Genomic DNA, 11,611 nt, shown 5'->3' on the forward strand with positions numbered 1-11,611 from the left:
CGGCGGCGAAGGCAGGTTCCACAGCTTCGCCTCGTTCATGCCCATGCGGGGCTCGGCCCCGTCGACCGCCGCTGACAGCGGCGACAAGGCCGAGCAAGTGACGTCCTCCGCCTTGTCGCCGTGGGCCGTCGCCGGAGGAGATCTGAACGCGGAGTTCCACATCGGCCTCACCGTTCCCGGAGCCTGTTACGCCTGGGACGCGAGCGGCGAGCACGCTCCCACGCGACTCGACGTGGCCGACGACACCGGGCCGTCATGGGCCACGGTCGACTACGACGGCCACCACGCCGACCGATTCACCGTCACCCAGGCCGGCCCCCGGCGCCTGTGGGACGAGATCACGGCCGCGCACGCCCGCTGGGAGAACCTCGGCCGCCCGAGCGTCGACCAGTACGGACTCACGGCGGATACGGCGGGGGCTCAGCAGGTATGGGCGGAGGGCACCGACGGCACCCGCAGGGCCGCCTCGTACATCTGACGCGTCAGGCGTCCGACGCGGCCGAGCTGCACGTCCGAGAACCGGACGCCGTCCGTCCGGCGTCCTCTCCGGGAACGGATCCCGGAAGGCGAAGGCCCACCCCATGCCCACACAGCACGACCCCACCACGGCGCCCCCCACGAGCACGAGCCCCCAACGCGGGCTCTCTGCTTCGACGTTCGGCGTTCTGTGGCGGGATCGGCGGGCTCTGGGCGGTGTTACGGGGCGAGTCGTCGGGCTGGGCGGGCTGGCCGGGTTGGTGCTTACCGTCGTCGTGTTCCTGGTCGCCTGGCCGCTCTTCACGCGCATGCGGAACCAACGCGTCTGGTACCACTACCTTGAGGATCCCTACCTGCACGACAGTACGGACCTGGTTCAGCTCGCCCTCTGCGCGCTGCCGCTCTTTCTGATCCTCCTCGGCATCGGGAGCGCGGCAATCCAGAGCGCGTGTTCCCGGGCGGTCGCAGGTGAAGCCCCGCGAGAGGGCTCTCCCGCGAGGCTGCGACCGGTGCTCGCCGTGTACGTGCTGCGTGCTCTGGTCGTCTGGCCGCTGCCGGTGATCGTCGCGGTCGTGGCGGACAGGTTCACCGGCTACCACCTCGACACCCCGCTCCCCCTGGAGCGCGGTACCTGGCCCTACACACTCGTCAAGTACTCCCCGCTGGCCGCCCTGTTCGTCGCCGTACTGCTGCGCCTCGCCCTCACCCTCGCCCCGGCCGCCGCAGCCGACGGGCTCGGGGCGCGGGCGGCGCTGCGGCGTTCCTGGTCGCTGACGTGGACGCGTGTCGGGGCGGCCCGGGTCCTCGCCCTCACGGTGCCGTTGTTCGTGCTCACCGCCGGGTTGCTGCGGCTGGTGACGCAGGTGGCGCTGCCGCTGCGTCCCCTCGTACGCGGCCTACTGGAAGACGCCACGGGCAACTTCTTCGCCGCGTACTACGCCGGGATCCTCGCCCCGGTCATCGTCGGCATCCTGGTCACCGCGGCCGTGACCGTCCCTCTGACGTGCACGGCCTTCGCGGCTCTCTACGACCGTCTGAGCCCGCCGCGAAGGTCTCCGGCGGTCGGCTGACGCGTCAGGCGTCCAACGCGCCGTCCCGCAGAGCCGAGACGAACGATGCCCAGCCGGACTCACCGAACGCGAGCACGGGGCCGTGCGGGTTCTTGCTGTCACGGACAGGGACGACGGCGGCGAGGTCGTCGGAGACCTCAACGCACTCGCCACCGCTTGAGTTGCTGTAGCTGCTCTTGCGCCAAGTGACGGCGCTCAGATCGAGGTAACGCAAGATCCCTCCCTCAACTCGCCAGACTTCACGGCCGACACAAAGGACACCCAGCCGGACGCGCCGAACGCGAGCACCGGGCCATGCGGGGTCTTGCTGTCACGGACAGGGACGACGGCGGCGAGGTCGTCGGAGACCTCCACGCACTGGCCGCCGTCCTGATTGCTGTAGCTGCTCTTGCGCCAGGTGACTGAGGTCAAGTCGACGGATCGCACGGTGCTTCCTCCAGAATGCGCAGAAAGAACTTCCGCGACTCAGCCGGGGACAGCGCCAGGTCGCGCACCGAATCGTACGTGAGCTGCAACCGTTCAACCGGTGCGGTTTCCTCGATGAGTTCGCCCCGGTAGCCGTTCTCAGCGTACGCCACGGTACGCCCCTCCGGCAGGCGAAGGAACATGACGTCGGCGTTCGTAAGGCCGTGCAGGCCCGCGCTGAACGGCACCAACTGAACAGCGACCTCGCCCCGTTCGCTGATTTCCGTCAGGTACTGCAACTGGCCCCGCCACGCCCTTACATCTCGCAACGGCGTTCGCAGTACCGACTCCGACAGAATCGTCCGAAACGACGGCGCGCATGCACCCTCCAGCAGCTCCCGCCGCCCCATCCGCGCCTCGACCTGCTGGTCCAGCTCCTTCCCCTTGAGACCACCCGCCGCCAGCAACTCCCGCGCGTACCCCTCCGTCTGAAGAAGCCCCGGCAGCACACTCACCGCGAAGTGCCACAGGCTCGTGGCCTCGGCCTCCAGCGCCATGTATCGCCGATAGCCCTCCTTGAACTGCGACTTGTCACTCACCGCCAACTCCCACAGCGCGAGCAACAACCCCGGCGTCTCGTAGTACGTGTCGAGCGCCTGGACCACCTCCGGCCCGCCCAGCGTCTCGCCCTTCTCCATCTTGCCGAACAACGACCAGTCCCAGCCCAGCCGTTCGCCGAGCTGACGCAGGCTGTCGCCACGTTCGCGGCGCAATGAGCGCAGCTCCTCGGCGAACCGCGCGCGGGGTTCCCTGCTGCGGCCGGTGACCACTCGTCTCGTCGGCATGGCACTGCCCTCCGTCTCGTAACAACCCCCTCACGCACGGTAATTCAGGCTGTACGGCCCAGAGGTCGAAACCGCACAACAAGCAACCGAAGGAGGCCACTCGTGGAACGTGTGGAAGGTGTTTCGCCTGCCAGGGAAGCACCCCCGTACTCGGCGTGAACGCCTCCCGTACGGGCGCATCCTCGTAATGAGCCCATCACGCACGGTAGTTCACAGCCGAAGGAGCCCCCATGACGTCTGCGACTCCCAAGCCGCCCCTCCCCCGCCGCACCCCGCAGCGCGTCGCCCCGGAGAAGATCCAGGAGGCCGTCGAGGCGCGGGACGCGCTGGCGGCGGCGTTGACGGGGGCCGGGATTCAGTTGCCCGCCATGGATGTGCGTACGCCGTGGCCCGTCACCGACGACAGCGACGCCGGGCGGGACACCCGCTACGCCCTCATCCATCTCGGTGTCTGCTCCGCACCGGTCGCGCTCGCGCTCGCCGCCGTGATCGTGGACGGAGCCGGGCGGTGACGCACGGGGTACGGGTCGGGGACACCGTCCACGACCCGGCCCGCGACAGGGTCGGGGTCGTGATGGCCCACGAGGGCCCCTACGTCCAGCTCCGCCCGCTCGGCGGCGGGCGCGAGTGGGACGCCGACCCCGCGCGCGTACGACTGCTCGGCGCCGCCGAACTGCTCAGCGCCCGCGTCGCCGACGTCAACACCCGTAGCCGTACCGGCCTTGGCTGCTCGCCGGAGGCCACACCCGGAGGCCACACAATGTGGTCCCTCGCCCCTGAAGGAGCAGAACAGTGAACACTCGCGTCCATCTCGCGTACGGCGGCGGCCACGGTAAAGACGAGGGCGAAGGCGACGGCCTCCCTGGTCAGCCGTGGCCGCCGACCGAGGAGCCGCATCCGGACGGTTCGACGCCCGCCGGCGACGGGGACCACCGGAAGTGACCTCCACCGACCAGCAGGAGGAGTTGGGCCGGCTCCTCCTCAACACAGGTTCCATGTCGCCCGACTGGGTCAAGTCCTTTCAGGATGTGCCCCGCTCCCACTTCCTGCCTGACGTGATGTGGCCGCATGACATGACCACCGGCCGTTGCGTCGCCGTCGACAAGAGGCAGGACCCGCAGGCGTGGCAGAGATACGCCGACTCCGACGACCCCGTGGTCACCCAGTGGGACGACGGCGCGCACGACGGCCATCAGCCGGGAAAGGTCTTCAGTTCGTCCTCGTCCATGCCGAGTCTGGTCTTCTCCATGCTGACCGACCTCGATGTGCAGCCGGGTCAACGTGTGCTGGAGATCGGCACGGGCACTGGATGGAACGCGGCGCTTCTCGCGCACCGGCTCGGCGCCGGGAGCATCGTCACCGTCGAAGTGGACGGCGCCGTCGCGGCCAGGGCGCGGGAGGCGTTGGAGCGTTTCGGTCTCCCGGTGGAAGTGGTGCACGGAGACGGCTTCCTCGGGTACGCCGCTGGCGCGGAGCCGGCCCCGTACAACCGCGTCATCGCCACCTGTGGTCTGCGAAGAATTCCGTTCGCGTGGGTGGAGCAGTCCAGCCCCGGAGGGGTGATCCTCGTTCCCTGGGGGACTCATTACGGGCCCGGCGAAGCCACCGCCCGCCTGGTGGTCGCCGAGGACCGCCGGAGTGCGTCAGGGCCGTTCACCCGCTCTGTGGGATTCATGCGGATGCGCTCCCAGCGCTTCGTCCGGCCACGGCATGACGAGTACGTACCGGCAGGGGCCGAGGAAACCGCGGACATGTCGTTCACGACGATGCGCGAGGCGGAGCTCCTCGGCACGGGTGGCTTCGACGTGATCGGGTTCGCGTTGGGCCTGCGCGTGCCCGGCGTCGCCCACACGGTCGACCGCGAACGTGAGGGCAGACGCGCCGTGTGGTTCTACGGGCGTTCGGACAGGTCATGGGCGGTCGTGGTCTTCGACGCCGACCGCGCGGAAGCCAAGGTGTACCAGTCGGGTCCCCGACGCCTGTGGGACGAGGTGGAAGCCGCACACAGGTGGTGGGTGGAGCAGGAGCGCCCCGGCTTCAACCGCTTCGGGCTGACCCTGGACGCGGATGGCGAACGGGCCTGGCTGGACTCGCCGGACAACCCCGTGTGACAGGCCCTGGCAGAAGTCACGGCGCCCCCGCCTCCTCCCCCGCCTCCCGGTCGCGCAGCTCGCGGCGGAGGATCTTGCCCGATGCCGCCCGGGGGACGCCGTCGATGAACTCGACCCGGCGGACCTTCTTGTGCGGTGCCACGTGTTCCGCGACGTACGACAGCACGTCCGCCTCGGTCAGTCCGGGCGCCGACGGCTGGCGGACCACGTATGCCTTCGGGATCTCGTTGCCGTCCTCGTCGTAGACGCCGATGACCGCCGCGTCGGCGATCGACTCGTGGGTCAGCAGCAGGGCTTCGAGGTCGGCGGGGGCGACCTGGAAGCCCTTGTACTTGATCAGTTCCTTCACCCGGTCGACCACGAACAGCCAGCCGTCGGCGTCGACGCGGCCGATGTCGCCCGTGTGGACCCAGCCGTCGGTGTCGATCATGTGGGCCGTCTCCTCCGGGCGGCCGAGGTAGCCCTTCATGACCTGCGGGCCCCGGATGAGGACTTCGCCGGCCGCGCCCGCGGGGGCGTCGGCGGTGGGGTCGTCCAGGGAGACGATGCGCATCTCGGTGCTGGGCAGGAGTTTGCCCACCGCGCCCGGGGGCGGGTTCCGCGCGTCGAGGGGGACCACGTGGGTGCCGGGTGACAGTTCCGTCATGCCGTACGCCTGGCGGACGGGCGGCAGGCCGAGACGAGCCGAACAGGCCTCGGCGAGGCGGGAGTCGAGCGGGGCGGCGGAGCAGACGATGTAGTCGAGCGACGTCAGGTCGTAGCGGGCGACGGCGGGGTGTTTGGCGAGCGCGAGGATGATCGGCGGGGCGACGTACAGGCCGTTGATGCGGTGGGTCTGGATCGCGCCGAGGAACTGGTCGAGTTCGAAGCGCGGCAGCACGACGACGGTGGCGCCGGTTCGAAGCGGTGCGTTCATCAGGGCCGTGAGGCCGTAGATGTGGAAGAAGGGCAGTACGGCGAGGATGCGGTGGCCCGGACGCATCGGGAGGACGGGGTCGAGCTGCGCCAGGTTGGTGGCGATGGAGCGGTGCGTCAGCATGACGCCCTTCGGGGCCGCGGTGGTGCCCGAGGAGTACGGGAGGGCCGCCACGTCCTCGCCGGGCGAGATGGTGACGACGGGCGCCGGGTCCGACTCCCGGTCCGTGGCGATCATGTCGAGTACGGAGCGGTGGCCCGGCGCCCGGTCACAGACGAAGATCTCCTCGATGCCGCCCACCAACTCGGCCGATCTGCGGGCGACTTCGAGCAGCGGGGAGACCGTGACGATCCAGCGGGCGGAGGAGTCCCGCAGTTGCTTCGCGAACTCCTCGGCCGTGGAGAGCGGATGGACGGTCGTGACGGAGGCGCCGGCCCGGGTCGCCCCGTAGAACGCGACGGGATACGCGACGGTGTTGGGGCTGTGCAGGGCCAGTACGTCACCCTTGCGCAGCCCGGCCGCCGTGAGTCCGGCAGCGAACCGCCGGTGGAACAGGTCGAGTTGGGCGTAGGTGACGGTGGCGCCGTCCCTACCGTCCACCAGCGCGACCGTGTCGCCGAACTCGGCCGCCCGGCCGAGCACCGCCTCGTGGATGGGCAGGTCGACCGCTTCGACGTGTCCGTACTCGCTGTGAAAGATCATGACGAGGCCCCTTCGACGCGTGGACGGACCACAATGGCGCGTCTCAGTACGACTTGGGGAGACCCAGGGACTGGTGGGATACGTAGTTCAGGATCATTTCGCGGCTGACGGGCGCGATGCGCGCCACCCGGGACGCGGCGATCAGGGACGCCAGTCCGTACTCGCGGGTGAGGCCGTTGCCGCCGAGGGTGTGTACGGCCTGGTCGACGGCGTGTACGCAGGCTTCCCCCGCCGCGTACTTGGCGATGTTGGCGGCCTCGCCCGCGCCCGCGTCGTCGCCGGCGTCGTAGAGGTGGGCGGCCTTGCGCATCATCAGACGGGCGAGTTCGATCTCGATGTACGCCTGGGCGAGCGGGTGCGCGATGGCCTGGTGGGCGCCGATCGGCTGCTGCCAGACCTGGCGGGTCTTGGCGTAGTCGACGGCCTTGTCGAGCGCGTAGCGGCCCATGCCGAGCGCGAAGGCGGCGGTCATGACGCGTTCGGGGTTGAGACCGGCGAAGAGTTGAAGGAGTCCGGCGTCCTCGTCGCCGACGAGGGCGTCCGCCGGGAGCCGTACGTCGTCCAGGACCAGCTCGAACTGCTTCTCCACCGCCTGGAGTTCCATGTCGATCTGCGAGCGGTGAAACCCTTGCGCGTCGCGCGGGACGATGAAGAGGCAGGGCTTGAGCGAGCCGGTCCGCGCGTCCTCGGTGCGGCCGACGATGAGGGTGGCGTCGGTGATGTCGACGCCGGAGACGAAGACCTTGCGGCCGTTGAGTATCCAGCCGCCGCCGTCCTCGTCGGCCGCTTTACGGGCGGTGGTGGTGATGCGGTGCGAGTTGGACCCGGCGTCGGGTTCGGTGATGCCGAAGGCCATCGTCCGGGAGCCGTCGGCGAGGCCGGGGAGCCAGGCGCGCTTCTGCTCCTCGGTGCCGAACCGGGCGATGACGGTGCCGCAGATGGCCGGCGAGACGACCATCAGGAGCAGGGGGCAGCCTGCCGCGCCCAACTCTTCGAGCACGATGGAGAGTTCGGCGAGTCCGCCGCCCCCGCCGCCGTACTCCTCGGGGAGGTTGACCCCGAGATAGCCGAGCTTGCCCGCCTCGCTCCACAGCGTGTCCCGGTCGAAGCCGGGGCCGTGGCGGCGGCCGAGGGCGGCGACGGCGGCGCGCAGATCCCGCGATTCCCGTGATTCGACGATGCTCATATGTCCCCCTGGGAGACGTCGGTGACTACGGCGAGGAGCGCGCCGACCTCGACCTGGGTGCCGGGTACGGCGTGGAGCGCGGTGAGCGTGCCGGAGGCGGGAGAGACGACGCGGTGCTCCATCTTCATGGCCTCCAGCCAGACGAGCGGCTGCCCGGCGGTGACGGCGCCGCCCTCGCCGATCCCGTCGGCGATCCGTACGACGGTGCCGGGCATGGGCGCGAGCAGCGAACCGGGCGCGGTGGCGGTGCGGGGGTCGGTGAAGCGCGGGTGGGCGTGGAGGCGGTACGAGGCGGTGGGGCCGTCCACGTAGACGTACCCGTCACCGAGGTCGCCGCCGGGCCCGCTCGCGTACTGGGCGACCTCGAAGTGGCGCAGCACGCCCTCGACTTCGAGCGTCACGCGGTCCGGTGCGACCGCGACCGCGCGCACCGCGTCGTCCTCGACGCGGAAGCCGTCGCGGGTGCGGTGGTAGCGCACCTCGTGCTCCCCGTACGTCTTGGTCTGCGGCCGGGAGGGGAGATTCCGCCACCCGCCCACGCGATGGCCGCGCCGGACTGCGTCGGCGAGCGCCGCGGCGACGGCGGCGTGCCGGGCGTTGTCGCCACCGCCGGCGCCGCCGCCCGGCTCGATGAGCGCGTCGATGTGCCGCTCGTAGAACCCGGTGTCGGCCTCCCCGGCGGTGAACTCCGGGTGGCGCAGGGACCGTACGAGCAACTCCCGGTTGGTGAGGGGCCCGTGGACCCGTGCCCGGCGCAGCGCGTCGGCCAGCAGCCGGACGGCGTCGGCGCGGGTGGGCGCCCAGGCGACGACCTTGGCGAGCATGGAGTCGTAGTGCACACCGACGCTGTCCCCGGGCCCGTACCCGGCGTCGACGCGCAGCCGCGGCCGGTCGGCGAGGTGGCCGCCTCCCGCCCCCCGCAACGTCAACTCGTGCACCCGCCCCGGCTGCGGCGCCCACTCCCGCGCCGGGTCCTCCGCGTACAGGCGGGCCTCCACCGCGTGGCCGCGCGGGGCCGGGGGCTCAGGGGGGAGCTTCGCACCTTCCGCCAGGGCGAGTTGGAGCGCCACCAGGTCCAGGCCGAAGACCTCCTCCGTCACCGGGTGTTCGACCTGGAGGCGGGTGTTCATCTCCAGGAAGTACGCGCGGCCCGCCGGCGAGATCAGGAACTCGACCGTGCCCGCGCCCCGGTACTCCACGGCCCGCGCCGCCGCGAGGGCCGCGTCCGTCAGGGTCGCGCGGAGTCCGGCCGTCAGGCCGGGCGCCGGGGACTCCTCGATCACCTTCTGGTGCCGCCGCTGCAAGGAGCAGTCGCGGGTGCCGAGCGCCCACACCGTGCCGTGCGCGTCGGCGAGGATCTGGACCTCGACGTGCCGGCCCCGTTCCACGTACGGCTCCGCGAAGACCTCGCCGTCGCCGAACGCCGACCGCGCCTCGGCCGAGGCAGCCGCCAACTCAACTTTCACATCGGCAAGTTGACGGACGACCCGCATCCCCCGGCCGCCGCCGCCCGCCGCCGCCTTCAGCAGCAGCGGCAGATCCGCCTCCGTCGCCGACGCCGGATCCACCGGGGCCAGCAGGGGCACGCCCGCCGCCGCCATCAGCTCCTTCGCCCGCGTCTTGGACGCCATCGCCTCGATCGCCTCCGGCGGCGGCCCGACCCACACCAGTCCGGCGTCGAGCACCGCGCGCGCGAACTCGGCGTTCTCCGACAGGAATCCGTAGCCGGGATGCACCGCGTTCGCGCCCGCCGCCAGTGCCGCCTTCACGATCAGGTCGCCGCGCAGATAGGTGTCGGCGGGCGCCGCTCCCGGCAGCCGTACCGCCGTGTCCGCCTCCCGTACGTGCAGCGCGCCGGCGTCCGCGTCCGAGAAGACCGCGACCGTGGCGATGCCGCGCTCCCGGCAGGTGCGGAAGATACGGCACGCGATCTCGCCGCGGTTGGCGACCAGAAGAGTTGAGATCATCACAATCCTCACATTCGGAAGACGCCGAAGCCGCCCCGTACGCCCTCGACCGGCGCCGTGTGGACCGCCGACAGACACAGACCGAGCACCGTGCGGGTGTCACGCGGGTCGATGACCCCGTCGTCGTAGAGCCGCCCGGACAGGAACGCCGGCAGTGACTCCGACTCGATCTGCGCCTCCACCATGGCGCGCAGCGCGGCGTCGCCGTCCGCAGCCTTGTCGATGTATGGCTGCCCCTTCGCCGCCGCCGACGCGCGCGCCACGATCGAGAGCACGCCCGCCAGTTGCTGCGGGCCCATCACGGCGGACTTGGCGCTCGGCCAGGCGAAGAGGAACCGCGGGTCGTAGGCCCGGCCGCACATGCCGTAGTGCCCGGCTCCGTACGACGCGCCCATCAGGACCGACAGATGCGGGACGGTCGAGTTGGCGACCGCGTTGATCATCATCGCGCCGTGCTTGATGATGCCGCCCTGCTCGTACTCCTTGCCGACCATGTAGCCGGTGGTGTTGTGCAGGAAGACCAGCGGGATGTCGCGCTGGTTGGCGAGCTGGATGAACTGCGCGGCCTTCTGCGACTCGGCGCTGAACAGCACACCCTGCGCGTTGGCCAGCACGCCCACCGGGTAGCCGTGCAGCCGCGCCCAGCCGGTCACCAGGCTCGGCCCGTACAGCGGCTTGAACTCGTCGAAGTCCGAGCCGTCCACGATCCGCGCCACCACCTCGCGCGGGTCGAAGGGGAACTTCAGATCGCCGGGGACGATGCCCAGCAGCTCCTCCTCGTCGTACTTCGGAGGATCGGCCGGACCCGGATCCCCGTGCGCCTTACGGTGGTTGAGACGCGCCACGATCCGGCGCGCCTGGTGGATCGCGTCCGTCTCGTCCACCGCGAAGTGGTCGGCGAGCCCGGAGTGGCGGGCGTGCATCTCGGCCCCGCCGAGCGATTCGTCGTCGCTCTCCTCCCCCGTCGCCATCTTCACGAGCGGCGGTCCGCCGAGGAACACCTTCGACCGCTCCCTGATCATGACGGTGTGGTCGGACATGCCGGGGACGTACGCGCCGCCCGCCGTCGAGTTGCCGAACACGACCGCGACGGTGGGGATCTGGGCGGCGGACAACCGGGTCAGGTCGCGGAAGAGCGCGCCGCCGGGGATGAAGATCTCCTTCTGGGAGGGGAGATCGGCGCCGCCGGACTCGACCAGGCTGATGAGCGGCAGCCTGTTCTCGTACGCGATCTGGTTGGCGCGCAGGGCCTTCTTCAGCGTCCAGGGGTTGGACGCGCCGCCGCGCACGGTCGGGTCGTTGGCGGTGATGACGCACTCCACGCCCTCGACCACGCCTATGCCGGTGACCATGGACGCGCCGACGGGGTAGTCGCTGCCCCAGGCGGCGAGCGGGGACAGTTCCAGGAACGGGGTGTCGGGGTCGAGCAGCAACTCGACGCGTTCGCGGGCGAGGAGCTTTCCGCGCGCGCGGTGCCTGGCCACGTACTTCTCGCCGCCGCCGGCCAGCGCCTTGGCGTGCTCCGTACCGAGATCGGCGAGCTTGGTCAGCATCTCGGCGCGGTGCGCGGCGTATTCGGGGGACGCGACGTCGAGGGCGGAACGGAGCACGGTCACAGCAGAGCCTCCGGGATGTCGGCGTGGCGGGAGCGCAGCCATTCGCCGAGCGCCTTGGCCTGCGGGTCGAACCGGGCCTGGGCGGCGACGCCTTCGCCGAGGAGGCCGTGCACGGTGAAGTTGAGGGCGCGGAGATTCGGCAGGATGTCCCGGGTGACCGGCAAGTCGGCTGTCTCCGGCAGGAGTTGACGGAAGAGGTCGACGGTCAGCTCGTGCGCGAGCCACCGCCACGCCTCGTCGGTACGCACCCAGACGCCGACGTTGGCGTCGCCGCCCTTGTCGCCGCTGCGGGCGCCGGCGACGCCAACGTCGGCGT

At 70.9% G+C, this 11,611-nt stretch carries 13 protein-coding genes and 1 pseudogene; 6 read left to right on the forward strand and 8 right to left on the reverse strand.

Translation table 11 applies throughout. The features are described from left to right. Together BHU15_RS40255 and BHU15_RS22165 are read left to right on the forward strand one after the other, a co-directional pair. Positions 1-478 (forward strand): annotated as a pseudogene (locus tag BHU15_RS40255) (methyltransferase domain-containing protein); the annotation flags it as partial. A gap of 307 nt (positions 479-785) precedes the next feature. Further along, on the forward strand, positions 786-1,547 hold the full coding sequence (locus BHU15_RS22165; protein ID WP_255293181.1) for a hypothetical protein: 762 nt from the start codon (positions 786-788) through the stop codon (positions 1,545-1,547). A 4-nt stretch (positions 1,548-1,551) separates the two neighbouring features. Here the strand turns inward: BHU15_RS22165 and BHU15_RS22170 are convergent, their stop codons facing one another. From BHU15_RS22170 to BHU15_RS22180, 3 genes are read right to left on the reverse strand one after another with little or no spacing between them, the layout of a single operon-like run. Further along, positions 1,552-1,761, reverse strand: a complete 210-nt coding sequence (locus tag BHU15_RS22170; RefSeq protein WP_069628807.1) for a DUF397 domain-containing protein — start codon at positions 1,759-1,761, stop codon at positions 1,552-1,554. Further along, complete coding sequence (locus tag BHU15_RS22175) at positions 1,743-1,973, reverse strand: DUF397 domain-containing protein (RefSeq protein ID WP_069628808.1); 231 nt, start codon at positions 1,971-1,973, stop codon at positions 1,743-1,745. The genes BHU15_RS22170 and BHU15_RS22175 overlap by 19 nt, the downstream gene beginning before the upstream one ends. Continuing rightward, complete coding sequence (locus tag BHU15_RS22180; protein WP_069628809.1) at positions 1,955-2,797, reverse strand: helix-turn-helix domain-containing protein; 843 nt, start codon at positions 2,795-2,797, stop codon at positions 1,955-1,957. The genes BHU15_RS22175 and BHU15_RS22180 overlap by 19 nt, the downstream gene beginning before the upstream one ends. Before the next feature lie 230 nt (positions 2,798-3,027). On the opposite strand from BHU15_RS22180, the gene BHU15_RS22185 reads away from it, so the two are divergent. The 4 genes from BHU15_RS22185 to BHU15_RS22195 are packed head-to-tail and all read left to right on the forward strand — an operon-like array spanning position 3,028 to position 4,908. Continuing rightward, positions 3,028-3,309 carry a hypothetical protein gene (locus BHU15_RS22185; RefSeq protein WP_023540860.1) on the forward strand — a complete coding sequence of 94 codons (282 nt, stop codon included), beginning with the start codon at positions 3,028-3,030 and terminating at the stop codon, positions 3,307-3,309. Then, a complete protein-coding gene (locus BHU15_RS22190; RefSeq protein ID WP_247748551.1) occupies positions 3,306-3,593 on the forward strand; it encodes a hypothetical protein in 288 nt (95 codons plus the stop codon). The genes BHU15_RS22185 and BHU15_RS22190 overlap by 4 nt, the downstream gene beginning before the upstream one ends. Continuing rightward, positions 3,590-3,739 (forward strand): hypothetical protein, encoded by a 150-nt coding sequence (locus BHU15_RS40260; protein WP_171908418.1) that lies wholly within the window; start codon positions 3,590-3,592, stop codon positions 3,737-3,739. The genes BHU15_RS22190 and BHU15_RS40260 overlap by 4 nt, the downstream gene beginning before the upstream one ends. A gap of 53 nt (positions 3,740-3,792) precedes the next feature. Continuing rightward, positions 3,793-4,908 (forward strand): methyltransferase domain-containing protein, encoded by a 1,116-nt coding sequence (locus tag BHU15_RS22195; RefSeq protein ID WP_079128300.1) that lies wholly within the window; start codon positions 3,793-3,795, stop codon positions 4,906-4,908. A 16-nt stretch (positions 4,909-4,924) separates the two neighbouring features. On the opposite strand, the gene BHU15_RS22200 is transcribed toward BHU15_RS22195, so the two are convergent. The 5 genes from BHU15_RS22200 to BHU15_RS22220 form a co-directional block, all read right to left on the reverse strand. After that, entirely contained in the window at positions 4,925-6,526 is a 1,602-nt protein-coding gene (locus BHU15_RS22200) for a 4-coumarate--CoA ligase family protein (RefSeq protein ID WP_069628811.1), read from the reverse strand. Between the two features lie 43 nt (positions 6,527-6,569). Continuing rightward, a complete protein-coding gene (locus BHU15_RS22205) occupies positions 6,570-7,712 on the reverse strand; it encodes an acyl-CoA dehydrogenase family protein (RefSeq protein ID WP_069628812.1) in 1,143 nt (380 codons plus the stop codon). Continuing rightward, positions 7,709-9,679, reverse strand: coding sequence for an ATP-binding protein (locus tag BHU15_RS22210; RefSeq protein ID WP_069628813.1), 1,971 nt, complete (start codon positions 9,677-9,679; stop codon positions 7,709-7,711). The genes BHU15_RS22205 and BHU15_RS22210 overlap by 4 nt, the downstream gene beginning before the upstream one ends. An 8-nt stretch (positions 9,680-9,687) precedes the next feature. Then, complete coding sequence (locus tag BHU15_RS22215) at positions 9,688-11,295, reverse strand: acyl-CoA carboxylase subunit beta (protein ID WP_069628814.1); 1,608 nt, start codon at positions 11,293-11,295, stop codon at positions 9,688-9,690. After that, positions 11,292-11,611, reverse strand: a 320-nt coding sequence (locus BHU15_RS22220) for an AtuA-related protein (protein ID WP_438284976.1), incomplete at its 5' end; no start/stop codon positions are given. The genes BHU15_RS22220 and BHU15_RS22215, both read right to left, overlap by 4 nt.

This window comes from Streptomyces niveus (genome assembly GCF_001723055.1).
GTDB lineage: Bacteria > Actinomycetota > Actinomycetes > Streptomycetales > Streptomycetaceae > Streptomyces > Streptomyces niveus.

Coding starts and splice junctions, on each gene's coding strand:
- BHU15_RS22165 (WP_255293181.1), top strand. CDS start 786: ATGCGGAACCAACGCGTCTGGTACCACTACCTTGAGGATCCCTACCTG.
- BHU15_RS22180 (WP_069628809.1), bottom strand. CDS start 2,797: ATGCCGACGAGACGAGTGGTCACCGGCCGCAGCAGGGAACCCCGCGCG.
- BHU15_RS22185 (WP_023540860.1), top strand. CDS start 3,028: ATGACGTCTGCGACTCCCAAGCCGCCCCTCCCCCGCCGCACCCCGCAG.
- BHU15_RS22195 (WP_079128300.1), top strand. CDS start 3,793: ATGTCGCCCGACTGGGTCAAGTCCTTTCAGGATGTGCCCCGCTCCCAC.
- BHU15_RS22200 (WP_069628811.1), bottom strand. CDS start 6,526: ATGATCTTTCACAGCGAGTACGGACACGTCGAAGCGGTCGACCTGCCC.
- BHU15_RS22205 (WP_069628812.1), bottom strand. CDS start 7,712: ATGAGCATCGTCGAATCACGGGAATCGCGGGATCTGCGCGCCGCCGTC.
- BHU15_RS22210 (WP_069628813.1), bottom strand. CDS start 9,679: ATGATCTCAACTCTTCTGGTCGCCAACCGCGGCGAGATCGCGTGCCGT.